General features: G+C 46.4%; 20 protein-coding genes and 1 riboswitch. Of the genes, 2 read left to right on the top strand and 18 right to left on the bottom strand.

Annotated elements, in window-relative coordinates; genetic code table 11:
- The first annotated feature begins 85 nt into the window (after positions 1-85).
- A complete protein-coding gene (locus EP181_RS06070) occupies positions 86-958 on the top strand; it encodes a response regulator transcription factor (protein ID WP_127470855.1) in 873 nt (290 codons plus the stop codon).
- Positions 959-990: 32 nt separating this feature from the next.
- Here the strand turns inward: EP181_RS06070 and EP181_RS06065 are convergent, their stop codons facing one another.
- From EP181_RS06065 to thiC, 4 genes are read right to left on the bottom strand one after another with little or no spacing between them, the layout of a single operon-like run.
- Positions 991-1,842 carry a thiazole synthase gene (locus tag EP181_RS06065; RefSeq protein ID WP_127470854.1) on the bottom strand — a complete coding sequence of 284 codons (852 nt, stop codon included), beginning with the start codon at positions 1,840-1,842 and terminating at the stop codon, positions 991-993.
- 7 nt (positions 1,843-1,849) lie between these two features.
- Complete coding sequence (gene thiS / locus EP181_RS06060; RefSeq protein ID WP_172959710.1) at positions 1,850-2,047, bottom strand: sulfur carrier protein ThiS; 198 nt, start codon at positions 2,045-2,047, stop codon at positions 1,850-1,852.
- Positions 2,031-3,182, bottom strand: a complete 1,152-nt coding sequence (locus EP181_RS06055; RefSeq protein WP_197723356.1) for an FAD-dependent oxidoreductase — start codon at positions 3,180-3,182, stop codon at positions 2,031-2,033. Before EP181_RS06055 ends, thiS begins: the two co-directional genes overlap by 17 nt.
- A complete protein-coding gene (thiC, locus tag EP181_RS06050) occupies positions 3,182-4,987 on the bottom strand; it encodes a phosphomethylpyrimidine synthase ThiC (RefSeq protein WP_420824406.1) in 1,806 nt (601 codons plus the stop codon). Before thiC ends, EP181_RS06055 begins: the two co-directional genes overlap by 1 nt.
- A gap of 311 nt (positions 4,988-5,298) precedes the next feature.
- A riboswitch (TPP riboswitch) is annotated at positions 5,299-5,397 on the bottom strand.
- Between the two features lie 153 nt (positions 5,398-5,550).
- Here thiC and EP181_RS06045 point away from each other — a divergent pair.
- Complete coding sequence (locus EP181_RS06045) at positions 5,551-7,050, top strand: thymidine phosphorylase family protein (protein WP_127470851.1); 1,500 nt, start codon at positions 5,551-5,553, stop codon at positions 7,048-7,050.
- Positions 7,051-7,150: 100 nt separating this feature from the next.
- Here EP181_RS06045 and lpdA read toward each other — a convergent pair whose 3' ends face one another.
- The 14 genes from lpdA to infB all read right to left on the bottom strand — a co-directional run bounded on the left by lpdA (position 7,151) and on the right by infB (position 24,758).
- Complete coding sequence (lpdA, locus tag EP181_RS06040; RefSeq protein ID WP_127470850.1) at positions 7,151-8,944, bottom strand: dihydrolipoyl dehydrogenase; 1,794 nt, start codon at positions 8,942-8,944, stop codon at positions 7,151-7,153.
- A gap of 14 nt (positions 8,945-8,958) precedes the next feature.
- Complete coding sequence (locus tag EP181_RS12870) at positions 8,959-9,759, bottom strand: 2-oxo acid dehydrogenase subunit E2 (protein ID WP_420824405.1); 801 nt, start codon at positions 9,757-9,759, stop codon at positions 8,959-8,961.
- Entirely contained in the window at positions 9,744-10,304 is a 561-nt protein-coding gene (locus EP181_RS12865; protein ID WP_420824404.1) for a biotin/lipoyl-containing protein, read from the bottom strand. The genes EP181_RS12870 and EP181_RS12865 overlap by 16 nt, the downstream gene beginning before the upstream one ends.
- Before the next feature lie 158 nt (positions 10,305-10,462).
- Positions 10,463-13,123: a pyruvate dehydrogenase (acetyl-transferring), homodimeric type gene (gene aceE, locus EP181_RS06030; protein WP_127470849.1), complete on the bottom strand. Its 2,661-nt coding sequence runs from the start codon at positions 13,121-13,123 to the stop codon at positions 10,463-10,465.
- A 226-nt stretch (positions 13,124-13,349) separates the two neighbouring features.
- Entirely contained in the window at positions 13,350-14,798 is a 1,449-nt protein-coding gene (locus tag EP181_RS12380; RefSeq protein ID WP_232023346.1) for an insulinase family protein, read from the bottom strand.
- 23 nt (positions 14,799-14,821) lie between these two features.
- The gene (locus EP181_RS12375) at positions 14,822-16,264 is read right to left on the bottom strand and encodes an insulinase family protein (protein WP_232023345.1); all 1,443 of its coding nucleotides are present in this window, start codon (positions 16,262-16,264) and stop codon (positions 14,822-14,824) included.
- A gap of 139 nt (positions 16,265-16,403) precedes the next feature.
- Positions 16,404-18,494: a polyribonucleotide nucleotidyltransferase gene (gene pnp / locus EP181_RS06020; protein ID WP_127470848.1), complete on the bottom strand. Its 2,091-nt coding sequence runs from the start codon at positions 18,492-18,494 to the stop codon at positions 16,404-16,406.
- Positions 18,495-18,734: 240 nt separating this feature from the next.
- On the bottom strand, positions 18,735-19,001 hold the full coding sequence (rpsO, locus tag EP181_RS06015) for a 30S ribosomal protein S15 (RefSeq protein WP_127470847.1): 267 nt from the start codon (positions 18,999-19,001) through the stop codon (positions 18,735-18,737).
- Positions 19,002-19,153: 152 nt separating this feature from the next.
- On the bottom strand, positions 19,154-19,645 hold the full coding sequence (locus EP181_RS06010) for a Crp/Fnr family transcriptional regulator (RefSeq protein WP_127470846.1): 492 nt from the start codon (positions 19,643-19,645) through the stop codon (positions 19,154-19,156).
- A 225-nt stretch (positions 19,646-19,870) separates the two neighbouring features.
- Positions 19,871-20,731, bottom strand: coding sequence for a class I SAM-dependent methyltransferase (locus tag EP181_RS06005; protein ID WP_127470845.1), 861 nt, complete (start codon positions 20,729-20,731; stop codon positions 19,871-19,873).
- Positions 20,728-21,636: a tRNA pseudouridine(55) synthase TruB gene (truB, locus tag EP181_RS06000; RefSeq protein ID WP_127470844.1), complete on the bottom strand. Its 909-nt coding sequence runs from the start codon at positions 21,634-21,636 to the stop codon at positions 20,728-20,730. Before truB ends, EP181_RS06005 begins: the two co-directional genes overlap by 4 nt.
- Complete coding sequence (locus EP181_RS12370) at positions 21,637-21,846, bottom strand: ribosome-binding factor A (protein WP_232023572.1); 210 nt, start codon at positions 21,844-21,846, stop codon at positions 21,637-21,639.
- 11 nt (positions 21,847-21,857) lie between these two features.
- On the bottom strand, positions 21,858-21,998 hold the full coding sequence (locus EP181_RS12365; RefSeq protein ID WP_232023344.1) for a ribosome-binding factor A: 141 nt from the start codon (positions 21,996-21,998) through the stop codon (positions 21,858-21,860).
- 234 nt (positions 21,999-22,232) lie between these two features.
- The gene (infB, locus tag EP181_RS05990) at positions 22,233-24,758 is read right to left on the bottom strand and encodes a translation initiation factor IF-2 (protein ID WP_127470843.1); all 2,526 of its coding nucleotides are present in this window, start codon (positions 24,756-24,758) and stop codon (positions 22,233-22,235) included.
- Positions 24,759-24,760 lie beyond the last annotated feature (2 nt).

Here is a 24,760-nt window from a genome sequence, read left to right as displayed (position 1 = left end):
TCTCACCCTTTATTAGCTACTATTATTTAAAAACATTAATACTTTTTAATGCAGATTTTTGCTAGAAAAAAAAGGTGTACACGTCATGCAACAGGCAAACCAGACTACCTTACAACCCATAAAAAATACTTGGTCTGAACCCGACATTGAAGACGATGCGGTCTTTTTGCAAAAAGTGGTTCATATTCAATCCTGCCTAATTAACGGCCACAGCTTAGAGGCATTATTGCACCAAGAAGTGCCCTTTATAGAACAAGTCACTGGGTGCAAACTTGCCATTATTTGTTTAAATCACCATCATCAATTGCACTTTGAGTTTGTGTTAGATCAAGAAAGACAACTGTTAAAAAATCTACGTAAAATCAACGCTAAGCCAAAACACTTTAGTTTAAAAAACTTTATTCGTCTTCACGGTTTAAAGTTAAATAATCATAAAGGGCATTTTATATTAAGTTCGTTAGAAGACTTTTTTGACGGCGACATACCACGCGCTCAATGCCAAGAACTTGAGGCCTCAATGGGTTTTGAAAGCGCGGTGGCGTTTCCTATTTTTAGTTTTGCCGAACAAAAATTTGGCTGCGTTGTCTATATTTATCAACACAATCACACGCCAAATTTAGTTAATTTATACAAAATTACAGCCATGTTACAGCTTATTTTTAGACCCTTGTACGATGAGCAAAACGATGCTTTTTATTCAAAGTGTATCTGCGTCAATACCGATACACCAGAACTCACGCAAACCGAACAAAAGGTCATTAAATGGGTGTTGTCTGGCACGCCCTACCCGCAAATTGCCAACGAACTGTGCGTTAGTCTTAATACCGTTAAAACCCATGTAAAAAACATTTTTAATAAATACAATGTTAATTCAAAACTTGAGCTTTACAACTGCGTCAACAATCACAATGGTAATGGCAAGGGCGAAGTGTTGGACATGAAAAAACAGGGGCTGTAAACACAGCCTTAAACGTAACCGTAACCGTAACCTTAAACCTCATGATGCCAAAAAGGCGAACCCAAGGTAGGCGTACTCGGACTGGCGGTATTACGTTGCGCCATAGGGCCCGCTAAATATCCGTTACGCCCCGATTTAACCGCTTGCGCAAACGAGGTCGCCATTCTGACCGGCTCTTTAGCGTGCGCCACGGCGGTATTGAGTAACACCGCGTCCAACCCCATTTCAAGTGCTTGACAGGCGTGCGACGGCAGGCCAATCCCCGAATCGACAATTAAGGTAATCTGCGGAAATCGATCGCGAATCGCTTGTAACGCATAAGGGTTAAGCAAACCTTTGCCGGTTCCAATGGGCGAACCCCACGGCATCAAAACTTTGCACCCAAGCTCCACCAAATGCCGCGCAATCACCAAATCGTCGGTGCAATAGGGCAAGACTTTAAAACCGTCTTTTAGCAAAACCTCGGTGGCTTTTACCAGATCAATCGGGTCGGGTTGCAAATTATAATCGTCACCCACCAACTCTAATTTAATCCAATCGGTTTTAAACAGTTCGCGACTCATCTGCGCCATGGTCACCGCTTCGTTTACCGAATGGCAGCCGGCGGTATTGGGCAGTAAATGCAATCCCAACGCTTTAATAATGTCCCAAAACGCCTGACCACCGCTGGCGGCCGGGTTTTGACGACTCAGCGAAAGCGTCACCACCTGTGCGCCTGAGGCCACAATGGCTTGCTGCATAATCTGCGGCGAAGGATACAACGCACTGCCTATAAATAAACGACTGCTTAACAAGGTGCCGTAAATATCCAAGCCGTCCTCGTTGGCTGTGTTTAACTCTGTATGTGCGTTGATTGCGGTTTGTTTATGTGCGGTCAATGTCATTAGGTTATTAACCTCCTTGAATGGCGCAAATTACATCAATTCGATCGCCCTGCGTAAGCTGAGTGTGCGCGTGTTCGGATTGCGGTAAAAAACGATCGTTTAATAAAATAGCGTACGGAGGCTGTGCGCCGTAGTGCGTCAGCGCGACGGATAATTGAGTGTCACACCCCAACTCAACCGGTTGATTATTAACCAAAACGTGCATAGCTAAACTCCGTAAACTGCAACAAATCCCGTAAAGAATCATCTTGAATGCCTTGCACAATCTGCTTGCAAGCTTGCACCATCAGTGGCGCTAATAAATAGCCGTGACGGTACAATCCGTTCACACTCACGGTGCGATTTTGCACCACAATACGCGGTTCGTTATTCACATAAGTCGGTCTAAGACCGGCGTCCATGCTTAAAATTTCGGCCTCGGCAAATCCGCTGTGCACGCTAAAACAAGCCGACAACAACTCCAACGCCGAACGCACTGTGGGCAAGCGTAGGTCTTGTGATTCTAACTGCGTGGCACCCACCACAAACACCCCATTGGGCTTGGGAGCGATATACAACGGATAACGCGGATGCATTAAACGAACAGGCCTGGTTAAATGCACCTGCGGCGCGTGCAAACGAATCACCTCGCCGCGAACCCCCCGTAATTCACAATGAGCTTTGGCAATGCCGCTCATTGACGCTGGCACGGCGTTTAATGGCTTTGCCCCCAAACCCCGGCAATCAAACACCCAGTCGAACTGTGGCAGCGGGGTGTGATTTGCACTATAACCCGTTGCGGTTAATGCGATGGTTTGTTGGGTGTGCCAAGTTACCCCCAGCGACACCAACTCGGTTTTAAGCGCCAGCAGCAGCCCGCGATTGTCCAACTGGCCTTCGTTGGGTAAAAACACTCCGTGGCTAAAACGGCGGTTAATGCCGGGCTCTAGCTCTAAAATATCTTGGGCGTTTACCAACGTGTAATCGGTGCTTTTTAAGCGCGTTTTAAACTGTTGTAAATCGCCCATGTCTTGCTCAAACGCCAACACCAAACTGCCTTGTTGCTGAAAAAACACCGGCGTGCTCAGTTGCGCCAAAAACTCTGGCCACAAGCGCAAAGCGCGTTCGCCCATGTGCATAATGTCAATCGACGCATCGGCTGATTCAGCTGCGGGTGATAACATCGCCGCCGCCAACCAACCCGCACTTTGCGTGGCGTGACCATCGTCTTGGTCGTATAACGTAATATCGCAGGCCTGGTCAACGTCTTTGGCTAAACTTACCGCCAACATTCGTCCGACCAGGCCTGCGCCTAAAATGGCAATGTTTGGCTTACTCTTTTGGTTAAGATTGGCCATCATTACGCTTCCTTTTGATAAATCTCACTGCCCGCATCGCGAAACTGTTGCGATTTTTCTTTCATACCCAATTGAATGCTCTCAAGCGAAATTTCGGTGATATTTCCTTCATTGGCCACCTTAACGCGCTCTTGTTCGGCCGCGTAATCACGGACTTCTTGGCTGATTTTCATCGAGCAAAACTTAGGCCCGCACATCGAACAAAAGTGCGCTACTTTGCCCGACTCTTGTGGAATGGTTTCGTCGTGGTACGCACGCGCACGTTCGGGGTCAAGTCCGAGGTTAAATTGGTCTTCCCATCTAAATTCAAAGCGCGCTTTAGACAAAGCGTTGTCACGAATTTGCGCCCCAGGATGCCCTTTGGCCAAGTCACCGGCGTGCGCGGCAATTTTATAGGCCATCAACCCTTCTTTTACATCGTCTTTATTGGGCAAGCCCAAATGCTCTTTTGGGGTGACATAACACAACATGGCGCAACCGTACCAACCAATATTGGCCGCCCCAATCGCCGAGGTAATATGGTCGTAACCGGGTGCAATGTCGGTCGTTAACGGCCCTAACGTGTAAAACGGCGCTTCACCACACACTTCTAATTGGCGCTCGACGTTTTCTTTAATCATGTGCAAAGGAATGTGCCCAGGACCTTCAATAATCACCTGCACATCGTGCTTCCAGGCTAGGTGCGTTAGCTCGCCTAACGTTTCTAATTCGGCAAACTGTGCTTCGTCATTGGCGTCGGCGATTGAGCCGGGGCGCAAACCATCGCCCAACGAAAAGCTCACATCGTAGGCCTTCATAATCTCGCAAATGTCTTCAAAATGGGTGTATAAAAAACTTTCTTGATGATGCGCCAAACACCATTTGGCCATAATAGAGCCGCCACGCGACACAATACCGGTCACGCGCTTGGCGGTCATGGGAATGTAGCGCAACAGTACGCCAGCGTGAATCGTAAAATAGTCCACTCCCTGCTCGGCTTGCTCAATTAAGGTGTCGCGAAAAATCTCCCAGGTTAAGTCTTCGGCCACGCCATTAACTTTTTCAAGCGCCTGATAAATCGGCACCGTGCCAATTGGCACCGGTGAGTTACGCATAATCCATTCGCGGGTTTCGTGAATGTTGCGCCCGGTAGATAAATCCATGACCGTATCTGCGCCCCATTTGGTCGCCCAGACCATTTTCTCAACCTCTTCAGGAATAGACGAACCCACCGACGAGTTACCAATATTGGCGTTTACTTTGATTAAAAAATTACGGCCAATAATCATCGGTTCTGATTCGGGGTGATTGATGTTATTGGGAATAATGGCGCGGCCACGCGCCACTTCGTCACGCACAAACTCGGGGGTAATGTCTTTTGGAATGCTCGCCCCAAACGATTGCCCACGGTGCTGCTGTTTAAGCAGGTCATCGCGCACTTGCGCACGTTGCATGTTTTCACGAATGGCAATGTACTCCATTTCGGGGGTAATGATGCCTTGGCGCGCGTAGTACATTTGGGTAACGTTTTTGCCCGCTTTGGCACGTCGTACCGTGGGCAAGTTTTCAAAACGGATGTGATCCAGCCCTTGATTGGCCAAACGTTCTTGGGTAAATTTTGAGGTCACCGAATCTAACACTTCGGTATCTCCGCGCGCCTCTATCCAGGCCTGGCGAAGTTTGGGCAACCCTTGGTAAACGTCAATAGTAATCGCAGGGTCGGTATAAGCTCCAGAGGTGTCGTACACGCAAACAGGATCGTTGTGCTCGTACACCGCTTGATCTTTTTCACCGCTAATGTACGTTGAACTGACAGTAATTTGTCGCATGCCGACTTTAATGGGGTGCAAAGCGCCATCAACGTAAATTTTTGCGAATTGGGAAACGATTGCCCAGACACGTTGTTAATAAACGCCTCGGCACTGGCACGACTTTCACGACGGGTTTGTTCTTTACTGGGTTTAATTTGGTTCATGGCTTGGCCCTTTTAAACATTAAATATAAAAGTAGGCGAAGCTCTAAAGACATGTGTAGAAAACTGAGCAAAAAACCCCGCTCACCTTGCCGTTAACCCATTCAATATAAATGCGTTTAACGGCCAAGTGGCGGGGTTTTTTGGGAGAAGTTGGCTAAAAAAACCAACTTAAATTCAATTGTTCCCTTCGCTGGTACTAACCAGATCAGGTTCTACGGATCCCGCTTGCGCGATCTCAGCCTAAAGGCACTCCGACAAAAAACGAATGCTGATTATAACCTGAACAACAAAATTTGCAAATTTTGCACGTTAACCAGGCCTGGTTAAACACATTATTCGTTTAAATCAAGTGATGTTTTTTGCTTTAACAGTATGATTTTACTTTGCATCTTATGCATTAAGCACACTGGGAAAATAATGGATACTTTAAAGTTACGCCGCATTGCCATTGACACATACCGCGAAAACGTCGCGTACTTACATCGTAATTGTGAAATTTATCAAAGCCAAGGGTTTCAAGCACTGAATAAAATAGAGATTTATTTAAACGGCGAAACTCAGCCCGTAGTGGCTGTTCTTAATGTGGTTGACGATGAAAAAATTACGGCTCTTGATCAAATTGGTTTAAGCGAGCAGGTCTTTGCCCAATTGGGTCAGCCAGAAGGTGCATTGGTTAAAGTTCGTCATGCTACTCAGCCTAAATCGCTGTCGTATGTGCACCGTAAAATTTCGGGTGACCGCTTAAGCTATCCAGAGTACTTTGAAATTATTCAAGACATTAATCATAATCGCTACTCTAAAATTGAAATTACTGCGTATTTGGTTGGTTGCGCCGAATCGGATATGGAACGTGAAGAAGTCTTGTATCTAACGCAAGCTATGGTCAATACCGGCGATACGATTCATTGGGACGGTGGAATGGTATGTGACAAGCATTGCATTGGGGGAATTCCCGGCAATCGAACCAGTTTAATTGTGATGCCAATAGTGGCCAGTTACGGTTTGTTAATGCCTAAAACCTCCAGCCGCGCCATTACATCGCCGGCGGGTTCGGCCGACACTATGGAGGTGTTTGCCAAGGTAGAATTGGACATTGTCAGCTTACAACGAATTGTAAAACAACACGGTGGCTGTTTGGTGTGGGGCGGCACAGCCAAGCTTGCTCCGGTAGACGATATTTTAATTGCAGTAGAGCGCCCACTCTCGATGGACTCTCCGGGTCAAATGGTGGCGTCTATTTTGTCTAAAAAAGTCGCCGCCGGCATTACTCATTTAATTATTGATATTCCTGTGGGCCCTACGGCTAAAGTGCACAGCTACGCTAAGGCCATGAAACTACGCAAGTTATTTGAATACGTAGGCGATAATATGGGCTTGCATTTAGAGGTGATGATTACCGATGGACAACAACCCATTGGCGCAGGCGTGGGCCCGGTTTTAGAAGCGCAAGATGTTTTATTGGTACTAAAAAATGACCCAGAAGCGTCTAAACATTTACAAGAAAAAGCCTTACAACTGGCGGGCAGAATTATTGAATTTGATGCCAAAGTACGTGCCGGCCAAGGGTATTACATGGCACGCGATATTTTAGAGTCGGGTCGAGCGTTAGAAAAATTTAACGCTATTTTGGATGCTCAAGGTCGTAACCATAGCTTGTTAACATTAGGTAATTTGAGTTTTACCGTGCTAGCTCCGCGTAAAGGTGTGGTGAGTGCCATTAATAATTTTGTGATTGCCCACATCGCACGCCTAGCGGGTGCGCCTATGGATCAAGGTGCGGGGGTTAAACTGCATAAAAAACTGGGGGACAGCCTTAAAAAAGGCGCGCCACTGTACACCATTTACGCTGAATTTGAAGCAGACTTTGCATTTGCAAAACACGCCGCCCAACAAGATTGCGGCTTTGTCATACAGTAACTTTTGCACGAAAAAAAACCCGTTTGCACGGGTTTTAATAAAGAGTTTAAATTAAATCTACCAGGCCTGGTCGATTTAATTTGATTTGATTTGATTTAATTTAATGTTTTTTCTTCTTAGGCGGCATTAAATCGGTAATTGTGCCTTCGGCCATCTCCGCCGCAAACCCTAGGGTTTCGGACAACGTTGGGTGAGGGTGAATGGTCAGTGCCAAATCTTGCATGTCTGCGCCCATTTCAATCGCCAACATTGCCTCGGCAATCAGTTCACCGGCGTTAGGGCCAACAATCCCGCACCCGAGCAAACGATGGGTTTGCGCACAAAACATCGCTTTGGTTAAACCTTCATCACGGCCTAAACTTAAGCTACGCCCTGACGCTGCCCAAGGAAACGCGCCCTTTTCATACTCAATGCCTTCGGCTTTAAGTTGCTCTTCGGTTTTACCCGCCCAAGCGACTTCTGGATCGGTGTAAGCCACCGACGGGATACTCATCGGCGTAAAGGCGCTGGGCAAACCGCATATAACCTCGGCGGCTACTTTACCTTCGTGCACCGCTTTGTGTGCCAACATAGGCTGACCAACCACATCACCAATCGCATAAATATGACCCACATTGGTTTCTTGGCGCTCATTTACTTCAATAAAGCCCCAGTCGTTAACGGCTACGCCGGCTTTGTCTGCGTCAATCAATTTGCCATTGGCTGCGCGACCTACCGCCACCAATACACGGTCAAAGGTGTCGGTTGCTGGGCAATTTTTGCCCTCAAACGTAACCACCAGGCCTGCATCGGTTGCTTCTACATTCGTCACTTTGGATTTTAAAAAGATGTTTTCGTATTTCTTTTGAATCTTTTTAAGCAACGGCTTGCTAATGTCTTTGTCAGCACCCGGAATAATCGTATCTCCTAGCTCGACCACGGTGATTTTTGAACCCAATGCATCGTACACTTGTGCCATTTCTAGCCCAATAATGCCCCCACCAATCACTAATAAACGCTTAGGAATCTCTTCTAACGCCAAGGCACCGGTCGAATCCATGACGCGTGGGTCGTCGTGCGGAATAAACGGCAGTTTAACCACGCGTGAACCGGCCGCAATAATGGCTTTTTCAAAGGCAATGGTTTTAACCGAGCCGTCGGCGGCGGTAACGCTTACGGTATTGGCCGAGGTAAACTTACCGTAACCCGTTACCACTTGAACCTTACGCGCTTTGGCCAGGCCTGATAAACCGCTGGTTAGCTTGTTAATCACGCCGTCTTTAAACGCTCTGATTTTATCAATATCAATCTGCGGCTCGGCAAAAGTAATGCCGTGCGCGCCCATCTCTTTGGTTTCGTTTAATATCACCGACATGTGCAGTAACGCTTTAGAGGGAATGCAACCCACGTTTAGACACACGCCACCAATCTGTTCAAAACGTTCAACCATCACCACGTTTTTACCTAAATCGGCTGCACGAAATGCTGCCGTGTAACCACCGGGCCCTGAACCTAACACCAATAACTCGCATTGCACATCGGCATCTGGTAAATCATCTGCCGATAATGCGGTGGATGCCGCAGCTGTTTGCTCTACTGTCCCTTGTGTTGCAGAGGCCGCAGTGGGCGTTGACCCCACACTGACTTCTACGTTAGCACTGACCGATTGAATATTAGCAATTTCCATTTTGCCAATTAAGGTGCCTTGCGCGACTTTGTCGCCAATGGACACGTACATTTCAACCACTTTTCCGGCGTGCGGTGCGGGTATTTCCATGGTGGCTTTGTCCGATTCCAACGTAAGCATGGAGTCGTCTTGAATCACTTCATCGCCGGCTTTAACCAACACTTCAATGACTTCTACTTGGGCAAAGTCGCCAATATCTGGGACGTGAATGTCTACTATACTGCTCATTAAATCTCTCCCAATTACAGTAGCAATTGACGTATATCGGTTAAATATTGGCCGACGCTGGTGGTAAAGCGAACCCCTTCTGCGCCATCAATCACGCGGTGATCGTATGACACACTAAAAGGCATAATCAGTTTAGGTTCAAAGGTTGTGCCGTTCCAAACAGGCTGCATTTTAGCTTTAGACAAACCCATAATCGCCACTTCTGGAACGTTAACAATGGGGGTAAACTGCGTGCCGCCAATCCCACCCAAACTTGAAATGGTAAACGTGCCGCCCGACATATCGGCTGGGCTAAGTTTACCGTCACGCGCTTTGGCCGAAATGGCCATTAAATCGCGTGATAGCTCATAAATGCCTTTTTTATCGACGTCTTTTACTACCGGAACCATTAATCCGTTGGGCGTATCAACCGCAATGCCAATGTTGTAATAGGATTTTTTAATTAACGCTTGGCCGTCAGCCGACAAAGAGGCATTAAAATGCGGGAAATCTTGCAAAGCCTTAACCACGGCTTTCATGACAAACACCAATGGGGTAAGTTTAACGCCTTGTTTTTCGGCGGTGGCTTTCATGTCCACTCTAAACTGATCCATTTGCGTAATGTCGCATTCGTCAAACTGAGTGACGTGTGGCACATTAAGCCAACTGGTGTGCAAATGCTTGCCCGATATTTTCTTAATGCGTCCAAGCTCAACGGTTTCGGTTGCACCAAACTGACTAAAATCAATTTGTGGCATAGGCGGAATGCCCATACCACTGTTGGCGGGTTGCCCAGTTTGACCGGCCTGACCAGTCGGATTTACCGAACCTTGCATAACCGATTTAACAAAGGCTTCAACGTCATTTTTTGAATACGGCCTTTTGGCCCAGAACCCTTAACGTGGGTTAAATCGGTGCCTAAAGTGCGGGCAAAAATTCGCACCGAGGGCGAAGCATGAAACTGCGCGCCCATGGATTGTTTGTTAATGGGTTTTGAGTCATTGACCAGGCCTGGTAAGACCGCCGGAGCAGAAGGCGCGGCGGCTTGCACAGCCGCAACAGGGGCAACTGGCGCAGCCGTTGCTGTTACGGCTGCAACGGGCGCAGACACCTGCGGTGTTGTTTGGGTTGTTTGCGCCGCGTCGTTTACTTCAATGTCGCACACATAGGTGCCTTGTTTTACCTTATCACCTAAAACGATTTTTAAATTACTGATAACTCCGTTAACCGGACACGGAATTTCCATGGTCGCTTTGTCCGACTCTAAGGTCATTAAAGAGTCGTCCATTTTTACCGTGTCACCGTTTTTAACCAACACCTCTATGACTTCGACGGTGTCAAAATCCCCGATGTCGGGAATGCTAAATTGTATTGTTGCCATGATCGTATTCCTTTGTCTTTACCTGCAAACCCAATAAAAGACTCATCGTATTCTTGACTGGGTTTGGGTATAAAAAGTGTTGTCTGTTCAAGCCCATTGCGTTAAGGCCGCTTATGCAAAGTTTACAATTGCTACTTTAGCGATAGGCGGCTCATATATTAGACGTGCAATGGAAACGCTCTTTGTCCACTCAAACCATATTGATTAATGGCTTTTGTAACCAAAGACACGTCCACTTTGCCTTCGTCTGCAAGTGCTTTTAAGGCGGCGACTACGACATGGTAGCTGTCCACTTCAAAGAAATTACGCAACTGGGCACGCGTGTCTGAACGTCCAAAACCGTCGGTTCCTAAAATATGAAACGCCCCTGGCACGTATTCACGAATACGGTTGGGGTAGTCGCGCATATAGTCGGTGGCGGCCACAAATGGCCCTTCTACGGCTGACAACACTTGGGTGACATAAGGTACTTTTGGTGTTTCGGTTGGGTTTAACATGTTCCAACGAGTGACTTCAATCCCATCACGGCGCAATAGGTTAAAGCTCGGTGCGGCCCAAATATCGGCGGCCACGTTCCAGTCTGTTTCAAGCATGTGCGCGGCTTTAATCACCTCGCCAAAAATAGTGCCCGAACCCATCAACTGCACGCGTGCAGTGGCGGTTGACGTGGATTTTTTAAACGAATAAATCCCTTTAATAATGCCCTCTTCCGCGCCTTCTGGCATGGCGGGGTGGCTGTAGTTTTCGTTCATAGAGGTGATGTAATAAAACACGTCTTGTTTTTTGGCCATCATGCGGTCTAAACCGTCACGAATAATGACCGCCATTTCGTAGGCAAACGTTGGGTCGTAGCTCATGCAGTTGGGCACGGCGTCAAACATGATTAAGTTGTGACCGTCTTGGTGTTGTAAGCCTTCGCCTTCAAGTGTGGTGCGCCCTGCGGTAGCCCCTAACAAGAAGCCACGCGCACGTGAATCGCCCGCCGCCCAAGCCAAGTCGCCAATACGCTGAAAACCAAACATCGAGTAATAAATGTAAAACGGCACCATCGCCACACCGTAGTTGGCGTAAGCGGTCGCGGCCGAAATCCACGAGGACATCGCACCGGCTTCGTTAATGCCTTCTTCAAGCACTTGACCGGTGGCCGACTCTTTGTACCACATGAGTTGGTCTTGATCCATTGGCTCATATAACTGACCAGCTGGATCGTAAATACCGACTTGACGGAACAAACCTTCCATACCAAAGGTGCGCGCCTCGTCAGGAATAATAGGCACAACACGTGGCCCAATGGTTTTGTCGCGCAATAAAATAGAGATAATACGCACAAACGCCATGGTGGTTGACATTTCACGGTCGCCCGTGCCGTCGGTGAGCATTTTAAAGGTGGCTAAATCGGGAATAGGCAAGGCTTCGGCCACGTCCACGCGTGACGGAATGTCGCCACCCAACGCGGCACGACGGTCTTTAATGTACGCCATCATGTCCGAGTCTTCTTCTGGACGGTAAAACGGCACGTCATTTTCTAATTCGGCATTAGAGATAGGCACGCTAAAACGGTCGCGGAAATGCTTTAGACCGTGAATATCGAGTTTTTTCTGTTGATGTGAGGTGTTGGCGGCTTCACCGTATTCGCCCATGCCGTAGCCTTTAACGGTGTGCGCTAAAATAACAACGGGCTGACCTTTGGTTTCAACCGCTTCTTTGTAAGCGGCGTACATTTTGCGTGGTGAGTGTCCGCCACGCGATAAATGAAAAATCTCAGCGTCGGTCATGTCTTCGACTAACGCAAGGGTTTCTGGGTATTTTCCAAAGAAATGTTTACGCACGTACGCGCCGTCTTTGGCTTTGTAACCTTGGTATTCGCCGTCCACCACTTCGCCCATCAGTTCGATGAGCTTGCCGGTTTTGTCTTTTTGCAACAGACGATCCCAACCTGTGCCCCAAAGCACTTTAATTACACGCCAGCCGGCACCTCTAAACACGCCTTCAAGCTCTTGAATAATTTTGCCATTACCGCGCACTGGACCGTCTAAACGCTGCAAGTTGCAGTTGACCACAAAAATAAGATTGTCGAGTTTTTCGCGTTTGGCTACTTGCAATGCACCGCGTGATTCGGGTTCATCCATCTCACCGTCGCCTAAAAACGCCCAGACTTTACGCCCTTCGGTGGTTTTTAGACCGCGTGCGTGCATGTATTTCATAAAACGCGCTTGGTAAATAGCCATTAACGGTCCTAATCCCATGGACACAGTCGGAAATTGCCAAAAATCGGGCATTAACCAAGGGTGCGGGTACGAAGACAAGCCTTCGCCGTTTACTTCTTGGCGGAAGTTGCGCAGTTTTTCAACCGGTAAACGACCTTCTAAATAGGCACGTGAGTACATACCAGGCGCGGTATGACCCTGAAAAAACACCATATCGGCACCCAATTCATGTTTAGGGCCTTTAAAGAAATGGTTCATCCCCACTTCATATAAGGTACAGCTTGAGGCGTAAGAGGCGATATGACCGCCCACGCTGGTTGATTTATTGGCGCGTACCACCATCGCCATAGCATTCCAACGCAATAAAGCCCGAATTTGCTGTTCCATTTTAAGATCACCCGGATAGTGCGCTTGATCTTCTAATGCAATGGTGTTGATGTACGGTGTATTGGCCGAGTAAGGAATGTCAACGCCGTGCAAACGGGCTTTTTCAATCAAACTGGCAATAATGTGTTCGGCTTTTTCGGAGCCTTCAAAATCAACAACGGCCTCTAACGCATCGATCCACTCTTGCGTGCCTTGTGGATCTTGGTCAATAAACTGTCCGCTCATATAAAGTTACCTCATGGGTTGGGGTCAATGATCTTCAGGAGCTGGGTTTGCCTGAAGTAAGTCAACATGCGGTAGGTCTTACCGATGCTGCCAACAATACTGTTTTGGGTTCCAGCTACTTAGTATGTCCAAAACAGGACCTGCACAACGGTACAGGTCAACAAAAAAAGTGTGTGCATAATACCATTTTTTATGGCAATTGAGACCTTTGAACAGTGTCAATCGCTTACAAAATTTGGGTTTCAAAACCAAAATCAACCAATTTTTGGGCATTGCCTTTATTGGTAAGCACCACACGCGAGGCATTATTAGCGCTTAAATAACGCTCGGCCACGGTGCGTAACTCGTCCACCGTAGTTGAAATAACGCCCTGACGATACGCCATACGCACCGCGTGCGTGCGGCCATATAACGTTTGATAAAAGGCTTTTTTAGCCTCGCCCGCCGGTGAGCCAGGTTTGTCCATGGCGCTGATGACGTTTAAAATCGCCTCGTCCACTTTGGCTTGTGTGGCCTCATTGCTCATTAACCAGGCCTGGGCAAGATTAAAGTCATCGTAGGTTTCTAATAAGCGCGGGTCACGATACGAATAAAATACAAAGGCGCTTGCTTCACTGTTGTAGCTGGCGCCGCCGCCGTACGCGCCGCCTTTTTCTCGAATGGCGGAATGCAAGAAACCATTACGCAAACACGCACCTAACACCGCCAACTTGGGTGCATCGGCGTGGTCGGCCATAACGGCAGGATAGGCTAATGCACAAAAATTAACTTGAGTGCTGGTTACCCAGGCCTGGTGAATAGGAGTTTTATCAGCGTGTAAGCTAAACAAGCTGGTAGCCGCCACATTACTCATTGCAGACCATTCACTTTTAAGACCAGCCATAGCCTGTGGCAAACCGGCTTCGTCACTGATTAACAAGGCTTGTTTGGGTGCTTGACAGAGCTTTTGCGCAATGGTGCTTAAATCCTCGGCAAACTGTTCTAAATGGGCTTTTTTCTTAAGGGTTTTATCCAGTTCTTTTATGGCTTGAATACCGGCAAATCCCGAACGCTGAAACTGCCATTGTGCGGTGGGCGTAAAGTTTTGCACCGCCGCCATCATGGCTAAACCGTGGCCGTTGCCTGTTATGCCGTGGTCAATAGACGAGCGAATTTGTCCCACCAAATCTTTTAAGCGAGCGTGTTCGTCAAAACGTGCATCAAACAAGGTCTCTTTTATTAGGCTGGCCAACGGTTGGTGGTTGCGATTTAACGCTTTACCCGAAACAATAAAATGACTGTGACAGTCGTCAGGTGCATTTAACTTAGAGTGAATTGCCGAACGCGCCGATAATCCGCCTGTGACCGAGGCCTGGTACGATTGCGTCTCTAAATAGTCGCGCCCGCCACTGCCCACTTCGGTTAAGCAACTGTTAAACAACGGCATTAACATCTGTTCACGTGGCGTTAAGGCTGGCAATTCTAAAATTAATTGCTCATACACTAACCCATTGGTGCCACATTGATAGGTACTCACTGGCATTTGCCCCAATGCCATAACCGGTAATGTTAAATTAGCAATATCAACGGGAATATCATCTTTGGTGACTTCGGGCAAAATATCCGGATCATCTACCTGAGCTTGGCGACTTTGCAACGCCAACGCTTGCTCAACAATCGCTTGCTTTTGCGACACGGTTAACGCGTTTTGTATAGCGGCTAACGTGTCTTTTCGTGTTGGGCTTTTTGCGCCGACAATTCGGTGTCGGGCTTTAGGGTTAAGCGCACGCGATGTGGATTATCTAGCAACCAAGACTTGACCAGGCCTGGTATAAAATTAGGGTCTTTAATTTGACTCTCTAACGCCAGCAAGGCTTTATCGGTATCCAATAAAGCAATAGGATCGCCGTCGTGCAACGCCCCAGGCAGAGCGTGCAAAATTAACCCCAGGCCATAAGGGTAACTGTCGCCGCCTACCTCACGTTGTGACAACTCTAATTGGTGCAACATCGCTTCCACCTGGTGTTGCTCAACCCCATCGCGGGCGATTTGTTCAAGCGTGTCTAAAATAAGCTGCTCAATTGCCTGGGCGTGTTCGGGTTCTGAACCTTCTACCCCTACGACAAACGCCATCTCTTTATTAGACTCTTCAAATCCGCACAACGGCGACGGTGCGGCGGCTAAGTCGCACTCTTCTAGTACTTTACGTAAGGGTGAATTACTGTTGTCCAATAATACCGCACCCAATAAATGGCCTTTTAACACCTCTAACGGATCTTGGTTTTGACCTAATAACCACCCCAAAACAATGTGAGTTTTGCCCTCAATATCTTCTTCATCCAGCGCATAGGCTTCTTCGATTACTTTGGGCGTACTAAAACGCTGTTCTAAGCCAACGTGCACTTGCTCAACCGATTCGGTAAAGCGATGCAGCGCCAAGGTTTCAAATTGCGTTTGATGCTCAAGTGCCGAAATATCACCGTAGGTCATAAACACCGAGTTTGACGGATGGTAATGATTTTGATGAAACTCAACCAACTGCTGATGGGTTAACTTAGGAATCTCTTCTGGCTCGCCACCGCTGTTGTAATGATAGGTGTTGGTGGGGTAAAGTTCACGACTCAGCACCTCCCAAAGCGTAGAAACGGGTGAGCTCATCGCCCCTTTCATCTCATTAAACACCACGCCTTTGTAAGTTAAAGGTGAATTGGGATTTTCCATCTCTTCAAACTCAAACCGATGGCCTTCTTGGGCAAAATCTAACGGGTCAAGTAACGGAAAAAACACCGCATCCATATAGACTTGCAATAAATTCTGAAAATCTTTACGGTTTTCGGTTGCAAACGGATACGCGGTCCAATCGCTTGAAGTAAAGGCATTCATAAAGGTGTTAAGAGAGCGACGAATCATCATAAAAAACGGATCGCGCACCGGATATTTTTCACTGCCACATAAAGTAGTGTGTTCTAAAATGTGCGCTACACCGGTTGAGTCCATGGGCACGGTTCTAAGGGCCACTAAAAACACATTTTGGCCATCTTCAGCGGCCAAGTGATAATGCGTCGCACCGGTGACGTTATGCTGATAATGCTCTACGGTTAAATTTAAGCTCTCTATGGCGTGTTGGCCAAGGTATTTAAAGGCGGAATGCGCTGTTGACATAATATTTTATTTTCCAATTCAAAAGACACTTTACGGTCTACGCACAAGGGCATAAACGCATGCAAAGGTTTAAGGTTATTTTGATGACAAAAAAGGCCACTTTCATGGCCTTTGCTTCACATAAAAACGGCGTTAAAAATTAAGCTTCTACCGCCGTAATTGACAACTTAACGCGACCTTGCTTATCTATGTCGGTTAGCTTAACGCGAATTTCTTGACCTTCTTTTAAATAATCTTCAACGTTTTCAACACGCTCGTTTGAGATCTGCGATACGTGCACCAAGCCTTCACGACCAGGCATGTACGCCACAAACGCCCCAAACTCAACAATCTTTTTAACCACGGCATCGTAGGTTTTGCCAATTTCGGGTTCGGCAGTAATTTCGGCAATACGCGCTTTGGCGCGATTGGCCGATTCGTCGTCTACGGCCGCAATTTTAACGTTGCCTTCGTCGTCAATTTCGATAGTGCATCCGGTCTCTTCGGTTAAAGCGCGAATGGTTGCCCCGCCTTTACCAATGATTTCACGGACTTTTTCAGGTTTTACTTTTACTAAGAAAAAGCGCGGTGCGGTGCCGGCGACGTCGCTATTAGACACACTAATGACCTTGGCCATCTCTTCTAAAATATGCAAACGCCCAGCTTGCGCTTGATGCAATGCAATGCTCATAATCTCTTCGGTTATACCGGTGATTTTAATGTCCATTTGCAAAGCGGTAATCCCTTGCTGGGTTCCTGCGACTTTAAAATCCATGTCACCCAAATGATCTTCGTCGCCTAAAATGTCAGACAACACCGCAAAACCGCTGTCCTCTTTAATCAGTCCCATGGCAATCCCTGCAATGGGCGCGGCAATAGGCACACCAGCGTGCATTAACGCCATAGACGTACCGCACACCGAGGCCATAGAGCTTGAACCGTTTGATTCGGTAATTTCTGACACCACGCGAATGGTGTACGGAAACTCGGTCACACTGGGCAATAATGCCGCCACACCACGACGCGCCAACATACCATGACCAATTTCACGACGTCCTGGACTGCCAACGCGTCCGCACTCACCGACCGAAAACGGCGGAAAATTGTAATGCAACATAAAACGATCGTGGTAAGAGCCGGTTAAATCGTCCACAATTTTGGCATCACGCTCGGTGCCTAAAGTGGTCACGACCAATGCTTGCGTTTCGCCACGGGTAAACAGGGCTGAACCGTGTACTTTTGGCAATACACCCACCTGACACGTGATTTGACGCACGGTTTGTACATCACGCCCGTCAATACGCGGCTCGCCTTTAATAATGCGGCCACGCACAATATTTTTTTGTAATTTACCAAACATGCCATCAATGTCTTTTTCACCAAAACCAGCTGGATTGGTGTCTGATAACGCCAGACTTTCTAATGCCTTGGTTTTGGCGGCATCTAATGCGCTGTAACGATCCATTTTATCGGCGATCGAATAGGCAGCTTCAACGTCTGAACGAATTAAACCAAATACGGCCTCTTTTAAAGCGGTATTTTCAGCCGGAGCTTGCCAATCCCAAACAGGTTTGCCCGCTTTTTGTGCAAATTCGGCAATAGCTTGGATCGCCACTTGCATTTGCAAATGCCCAAACATAACCGCACCTAACATCACGGCTTCGGGCAGTTCTGCGGCTTGCGATTCAACCATTAATACCGCATCTTTTGTACCGGCCACACTCAACTCTAACGCCGAGGTTTTTAGCACTTCTTGACTAGGATTCAACACGTATTCATTGTTAACGTACCCAACAATCGCCGCACCCAATGGACCGTTAAAAGGCACGCCCGAAATCGCCAAGGCGGCGGACGTTCCCAACATGGCCGCCACTTCGGTGCCTACTTCGGGGTCAAGTGCAACTACGGTCGCAATAACTTGAACTTCGTTTAAAAACCCTTTTGGAAACAATGGGCGAATTGGACGGTCAATTAAACGCGAGGTTAAGGTTTCTTTTTCAGAAGGACGGCCTTCGCGCTTTAAAAATCCGCCTGGAATACGCCCTGCGGCGTAAGCTTTTTCTTGGTAATTAACCGTTAAAGGAAAAAAATCTTGTCCGGGACTGGCGGTTTTAGCGGCCACAACCGTTACTAATACTCGGGTGTCGCCCATGCCAATCATCACGGCACCGTCGGCTTGACGGGCGATTTCGCCGGTTTCTAAAGTAACGTGGTGTTTGCCATATTGAAATGTTTGGGTAATCTTAGCCATGAAATGTCCTTTGGTTTAGTAAGGTAAAACGTCGCTACTGAAAACCTGAATCCCTAATGTCGCACGAACGCAAAAAGCGGTTTGGCGATATTAGGGATTCAGGCTCAATGGGTTTGCAGTAAGCGGATAAATAAATAGTGAGTCATTTTACTCGTTATTAATGTGCTGTATCGGGCTTTTTAGCGTTAAATTTTAGGCATAAAAAAACCCCGCAAGCGGGGTTTTTTAACAACGAACAAATTACTTACGTAATCCTAAACGCTGAATGATGCTCAAATATCTTTGACCATCTTTTTTATGGATGTAATCCAAAAGTTTACGACGACGACTTACCAAACGTAATAAACCAGTACGTGAATGGTTATCTTGTTTGTGAGTCTTGAAGTGCTCAGTTAAGTACTTAATACGGTGCGTCATAAGTGCGATTTGAACTTCTGGTGAACCTGTATCACCTTCTGATGTCGCGTATTCTGCAACGATGTTTGCTTTTACTTCAGCGTTAAACATAGCGGGTTTCTCCATTGGATCGGTTTTAATAAAAGTAACTTCCACAACCGATGATAGAAGTTAATGTGCGCATTTTACGGTTTTATAACCGAAAATCAAGCGCTTTAAACACATAAATATGTTTAGGGTGCATTTGTAAGAGCAAAGTACGCTTAATGTTTGCCAAAACCTTGCATGTAATGACCTAAGGCTGAAATATCGTCACCCATATGACGCACTAAATTATCCAAGCTGACAATGGCGTTTTCTAAAATATTAACGGCTATAAACGGCTCTTCTACTTTAATACGGTCGTACATAGCACGGGTTAATATAAACATTAAAACCCCTTTTTTAGACGCTTCCATGCGCAAATTACGGGGCTTTCGGTCAAAAAATGACATTTCACCCACTAAGCTCCCTTCATCTTGCTTGCCCACAATGGCGGCATCTTGACCATCAAAACTAGAGAACTGTACTTTGCCATTAATAACGTAGCCCAGCGCTTCACTTACTTCACCCGCATCCGAAATGATTTCACCGGCGGCGTAGGATTTTTCTTGCAAATACGCCATCAGACGTTCAACCTCAGGAAAGGTGAGTGACTCACAAATAGCGTGTTGCTGAAAAAAGTTAAATAACTCTTTGGGATTCATTGATAACATTTTGGGTCTCCTAACATAGATTGAATGGTTAATTTTAAAGGCGATGTTACAGGACGAGACCTTTGCACGAGTGGATGTACGGCCAAAAATGGTTAAAACTTTCCTGCTTTTCGTTGGAAAACTTGTTAATAGCCAGCTATTCACTGCGTTTCCCGCCTCAATCAGGCAAATTTTTCCTCATTTTTTTCTCGCACCCCACTCGTGCAAAGGTCTCAGGACGTTGTTTTATTCAATAAGTGGCTTTTGCGCAATAAACGCATTCATGGGACGGCCATCGTTTAGATAAGTTGTATTATCTACCAAGATGGTAAAACCAGCAAAAATTTGACGTAATTCACCGTGTTGCAAAATAAAGTTAGGATTTTTGGGAGATTTAAACTCTTCAACGCCTTCACTAAAGGTATGAATTAACACATAACCGCCGGGTTTAACGTGTTGTTTGATGGCGTCAAATAAATCTCTATTTAAATAGCGCACCATTAAAATCACATCGTACATTTGGTCGGGGAAGCACTCGGTATTTTTTAAATCGCAACATTTAAAGCGCACTTGCGTACGACTGCGTGCAGCCAATTGCTTGGCTCGTTTTAAGGTGCGTGCCTCACTGTCAATAGCGTCGACGACAAAACCCTTTTGTGCTAAAAAAACGGCGTCACGCCCAGCACCGCAGCCCAAATCGAGTGCCAGTGGTCTGGGTTTTAAGGCTTTAGGATCAAACTCTAATTTGCTCAACCATCTAACCACAAGCTCGTTGGGTGACCACAAGACTTTTGAATCGTTTCCAGAAACCACCAGGCCTGGTAATTGCGCGTCCCATAATGCCATTGATTGGTCTAACTCAACCACTAATGAACCGGTAACTTGATATTCTTTTAAGTCTAAAAAAATACTTGCGGCGTCTATTTGTGCTTTAGAACCCACTAAAAAAAATTGTGCAGGTGCCGCGGGCAACATGGCTAAACTTTCGGGTAAATCGTCCCAACTTAACCAAGTCGCGCCCAGAAGATGTGCAGTTTGGTAGGCAATCTCATCGCGTAAATCTAAAATGCCGTCGGCTTGTTCAAAGCGCATTTTTTGCTCGCTCATACACCAGATTCCTCTAAATTAAATACCCTTTTGGGCTTAAGTAAGCCTTTTTCAAGGTGCCATTCTCCCACAGCAATGCATACATTGGCGTGGTATAAACGCACCAATTCGGTGTGAGGCTTAGGTTTGGCAAGCATTTGACCGTGACGAATTAAGTCCATTTCTTCCGACGTTAAATCAATTCGTTGTAAATGCTCAAGTGCTATGTCTAATGGCTTAACACAATCAAGTTTTTGCTGTTCAATTTGCTCTAGCGATAACATGTCGTCGCCTATTAAACTGCCGGTTTGAGTACGATGCAAGGCAATTAAATGCCCGACCGTGCCCAGCCCCTTAGCCAAATCCTCACCTAATGTACGCACATAAGTGCCCTTGGTGCACAATACATCAAACACAATGTTGTTTTCTTCAAAACGTATTAAATTTAATTGCTTGATAGTAATATCTCGAGCAGGCCGTTCTATCTCTATGCCTTGACGCGCGTAATAATAAAGGGGTTTTCCTTGGTGTTTTAGAGCCGAATACATGGGGGGGATTTGCTGAATATCGCCTGTAAATTGAGCAAAAACGGCTTCAATTATTTCGCGTGATAAAACCGGAACCGCATCACGTTTAATAATCTCACCTTCGGTGTCGCCGGTGCTGCTTTGCTCGCCCAATTTTAAGGTAGCGGTGTAACGTTTGTCCGATTCGAGCAACAATCCCGAAACTTTAGTGGCCTCGCCTAAACAAATAGGCAACAATCCAGTGGCAAATGGATCGAGAGCACCGGTGTGTCCGCCTTTTTTGGCGTTAAACACTCGCATGACTTTTTGTAAAATTCCGTTAGACGAAACGCCCACTGGCTTGTTAAGTAAAACTATGCCATGAACATTCTGCTTTGGAGGGTGTTTAAATTGCACCATTTACGAGTTCAACGCTTTTTGAATTAAGGCTTCCATATACTGCGCATGCTCAGGCACTTCATCGTAATAAAACCGCACGTCTGGAACAATTCTTAAGCGTAACTTGGTTCCTAATTCTGATCTAAAAAAGCCTTTGGCTTTTTCAAGCGCTTGCACTACGTCTTGCACTTCTGGATCATCGCCATTGTGGCCAATCAAGGTAAAGTGAATTTTAGCAATGCTTAAGTCCTTGCTGACTTTGCATTCGGTAATGTTAATTTTTGAAAACGTGGATCTTTGGCCTCACGCAACAGCATTTGCGCCAAAGTTTTTTTAATTTCATACGCCACGCGCGTTGGGCGGCTAACGGCATCGTTACTCATGGTGTTCTCACTTAAGCCCGTAGGCTATTGATTTAATTTTAGTTTATTAAAACGAATCTTAAAATATTAAGATGATTTTAAACAAAAAAACCCCAAACGGGGTAATTTTGTAAAGTGATTACGTCTGGCACAAATAATTTGTTTTGGCCATAAACGCATTAACCAGGCCTGGTCAATACGCTTATAACTCAACATGTTATTTAAACTAACGGGCAACAGACTTGGGTTCAAGCATTAAGCTAAGGTACGCTTAACTTCAATACGCTCAAAACATTCTATTTGATCGCCGGCGCGTACATCGTTGTAATCTTTGACCCCGATACCACACTCAATACCTTGGCGTACTTCGGCTACATCGTCTTTAAAGCGACGTAATGATTCTAATACACCTTCGTAAATCACCACGTTATCACGCAACACACGAATAGGGTTATTGCGCTTAACGACGCCATCTACAATCATACAACCTGCAATTAGACCAATTTTAGGTGCTTTAAAGACTTCACGAACGTCGGCAATTCCCAAGATATTTTCTTTAAACTCGGGTTCCATTTTGCCTTCAATCGCACGTTTAACGTCATCAACAATTTCATAAATGATGCTGTAATACTTTAACGCAACACCTTCACTGTCAATCATACGTTTTGCCGTAGCATCGGCACGCACGTTAAAGCCAACAATCAACGCATCAGACGCAATGGCTAAGTTGGCATCGGTTTCTGAAATTCCACCCACGCCAGATGACACAACGTTAACGCGAATTTCATCGTTAGACAACTTGGTTAATGCATCGGATATCGCCTGGATAGAACCTTGCACATCGGCCTTAAGCACAATATTAATACTTTGCATTTCGCCTTCGGTCATCTTGTTAAACATGTTGTCTAACTTCGATTTTTGATGACGCGCAATTTTTAACTCTTTATGCTTTCCTTGACGGAACGTTGCGGCTTCACGCGCTTTGCGTTCAGTCTCAACCGTAATCATCTCGTCACCGGCTACTGGCACACCTGAAAGACCAATAATCTCAACCGGAATAGAAGGACCTGCACTGGTAATAATCACACCGGTGTCGCCCAGCAAAGTACGAACTCTGCCGTATTCCATTCCGCACAATGCAATATCGCCTTTTTTAAGCGTACCGCTTTGCACTAGTACAGTCGCCACAGGCCCTCGACCTTTGTCTAGGCGTGATTCAATAACCACCCCTTTGGCTGGCCCTTCAATAGGTGCTTCCAGCTCAAGCATTTCGGCTTGCAATGAAATAGCGGTTAGCAGTTCTTCAATGCCCATACCGGTCTTAGCCGATACAGGTACAAACTGCACATCCCCACCCCATGCTTCGGGCACCACACCTTCGGCCACCAATTCTTGCATCACTCGATCAAGGTTAGCGGCTTCTTTATCCATTTTGTTGACTGCCACTACAATGCCTACACCACTGGCTTTAGCGTGCTGAATAGCTTCTTTGGTTTGTGGCATTACACCGTCGTCGGCAGCCACAACAATGACCACGACATCGGTAACTTTGGCACCACGTGCACGCATTGCGGTAAACGCGGCGTGACCCGGGGTATCAATAAAGGTTACCCCGCCACGATCGGTATCCACATGGTATGCCCCAATGTGCTGAGTAATTCCACCGGCTTCGCCAAAGGCAACTTTGGCTTTACGAATGTAATCCAGCAAGGACGTTTTACCATGGTCAACGTGACCCATTATGGTGACGACAGGTGAGCGTGTTACTGTTTCACCGTGGTATTCTTGATTAACCACTTCGTCTTCAATTGTTACTTCGTTATAAGCGATGGCTTTATGCCCCATCTCTTCAACAATTAACATGGCCGTTTCTTGATCTAAAATTTGGTTGATGGTGGCCATAGTGCCCAACTGCATCATCATAAATTTAATAATTTCACCGGCTTTTACCGACATTTGATCAGCCAATGCGGCCAAGGTAATGCTTTCAGGTACTTTTACTTCACGTACAACAGGTTCGGTAGGCATTTGAAAAGCATGTTCGTTGTCAGACTGCGCATGATTGGATTTAAACCCACCTTTACGCCCGCCTTTTCCACCTGGACGGCGATTGCCTGCTGGTGCAGTAAGCACTTTCGCTTTACCGCCTTTAGGGCCATCTACACCGTCATTGGCTTTACGACCAGTGTGGTGTTTTTTGTCTTTTTCTTTTTTAGCGGCTTTAGAATGATCTTCTTTCTCAGGCAGTGGTGCTTCTACTACAACTGATGTCTGTCCTACTTTGACGGCAACCACCGGCTTGTTTGCCGCTGGTTTTTGATGTGTAGGCTTGGGTCTTTCAACCGATTTTGGCTGAATTAAAGATTCAACCGCTGCATCGGTTACGCCAGCATCAACGCGCGTTTGAACTGGAGTTTGTTCTACTGCTACAGACGCCACAATGGGTTCTACAACAGCTTCAACCACAGGTTCTTCCACCGTTTCGGGTTTTTTAACGTAAGTACGTTTTTTAAGCACTTCCACGTTGACAGTGCGTTTGCCACTGCCAGTGCCTGCCGATAAGTTTAGTGTTTGTTTACGACGTAACGTCACCTTCTCGGGAGCATCACCGGTTTCACCGTGTAAACTTTTTAGGTACCCTAAAAGGGTACGTTTTTCGTCTTCTGAGATATTATCGGCAGATTTTTTGCCTTTCACGCCTGAAGCTTCAAGCTGTGATAATAATTTATCTACAGACAAATTAAGGTTTTCTGAAAATTGCTTTACTGATACTTCGGCCATTG

Source organism: Thiomicrorhabdus aquaedulcis (assembly GCF_004001325.1).
In the GTDB taxonomy this organism is placed as follows: domain Bacteria; phylum Pseudomonadota; class Gammaproteobacteria; order Thiomicrospirales; family Thiomicrospiraceae; genus Thiomicrorhabdus; species Thiomicrorhabdus aquaedulcis.
The sequence above is the reverse complement of the archived record's forward strand: the minus strand, read 5'-3'. Positions and strand labels throughout refer to the sequence as shown.

Coding starts and splice junctions, on each gene's coding strand:
- EP181_RS06055 (WP_197723356.1), bottom strand. CDS start 3,182: ATGATGGCCAATCTTAACCAAAAGAGTAAGCCAAACATTGCCATTTTA.
- infB (WP_127470843.1), bottom strand. CDS start 24,758: ATGGCCGAAGTATCAGTAAAGCAATTTTCAGAAAACCTTAATTTGTCT.
- pnp (WP_127470848.1), bottom strand. CDS start 18,494: ATGGCTAAGATTACCCAAACATTTCAATATGGCAAACACCACGTTACT.
- rpsO (WP_127470847.1), bottom strand. CDS start 19,001: ATGTTTAACGCTGAAGTAAAAGCAAACATCGTTGCAGAATACGCGACA.
- EP181_RS12365 (WP_232023344.1), bottom strand. CDS start 21,998: ATGAGTAACGATGCCGTTAGCCGCCCAACGCGCGTGGCGTATGAAATT.
- EP181_RS12870 (WP_420824405.1), bottom strand. CDS start 9,759: ATGCAAGGTTCGGTAAATCCGACTGGTCAGGCCGGTCAAACTGGGCAA.
- EP181_RS12865 (WP_420824404.1), bottom strand. CDS start 10,304: ATGGCAACAATACAATTTAGCATTCCCGACATCGGGGATTTTGACACC.
- EP181_RS06005 (WP_127470845.1), bottom strand. CDS start 20,731: ATGAGCGAGCAAAAAATGCGCTTTGAACAAGCCGACGGCATTTTAGAT.
- truB (WP_127470844.1), bottom strand. CDS start 21,636: ATGGTGCAATTTAAACACCCTCCAAAGCAGAATGTTCATGGCATAGTT.
- EP181_RS06070 (WP_127470855.1), top strand. CDS start 86: ATGCAACAGGCAAACCAGACTACCTTACAACCCATAAAAAATACTTGG.
- thiS (WP_172959710.1), bottom strand. CDS start 2,047: ATGCACGTTTTGGTTAATAATCAACCGGTTGAGTTGGGGTGTGACACT.
- EP181_RS06010 (WP_127470846.1), bottom strand. CDS start 19,645: ATGTTATCAATGAATCCCAAAGAGTTATTTAACTTTTTTCAGCAACAC.
- EP181_RS06065 (WP_127470854.1), bottom strand. CDS start 1,842: ATGACATTGACCGCACATAAACAAACCGCAATCAACGCACATACAGAG.
- thiC (WP_420824406.1), bottom strand. CDS start 4,987: ATGCGACAAATTACTGTCAGTTCAACGTACATTAGCGGTGAAAAAGAT.
- lpdA (WP_127470850.1), bottom strand. CDS start 8,944: ATGAGCAGTATAGTAGACATTCACGTCCCAGATATTGGCGACTTTGCC.
- aceE (WP_127470849.1), bottom strand. CDS start 13,123: ATGAGCGGACAGTTTATTGACCAAGATCCACAAGGCACGCAAGAGTGG.
- EP181_RS06045 (WP_127470851.1), top strand. CDS start 5,551: ATGGATACTTTAAAGTTACGCCGCATTGCCATTGACACATACCGCGAA.
- EP181_RS12375 (WP_232023345.1), bottom strand. CDS start 16,264: ATGTCAACAGCGCATTCCGCCTTTAAATACCTTGGCCAACACGCCATA.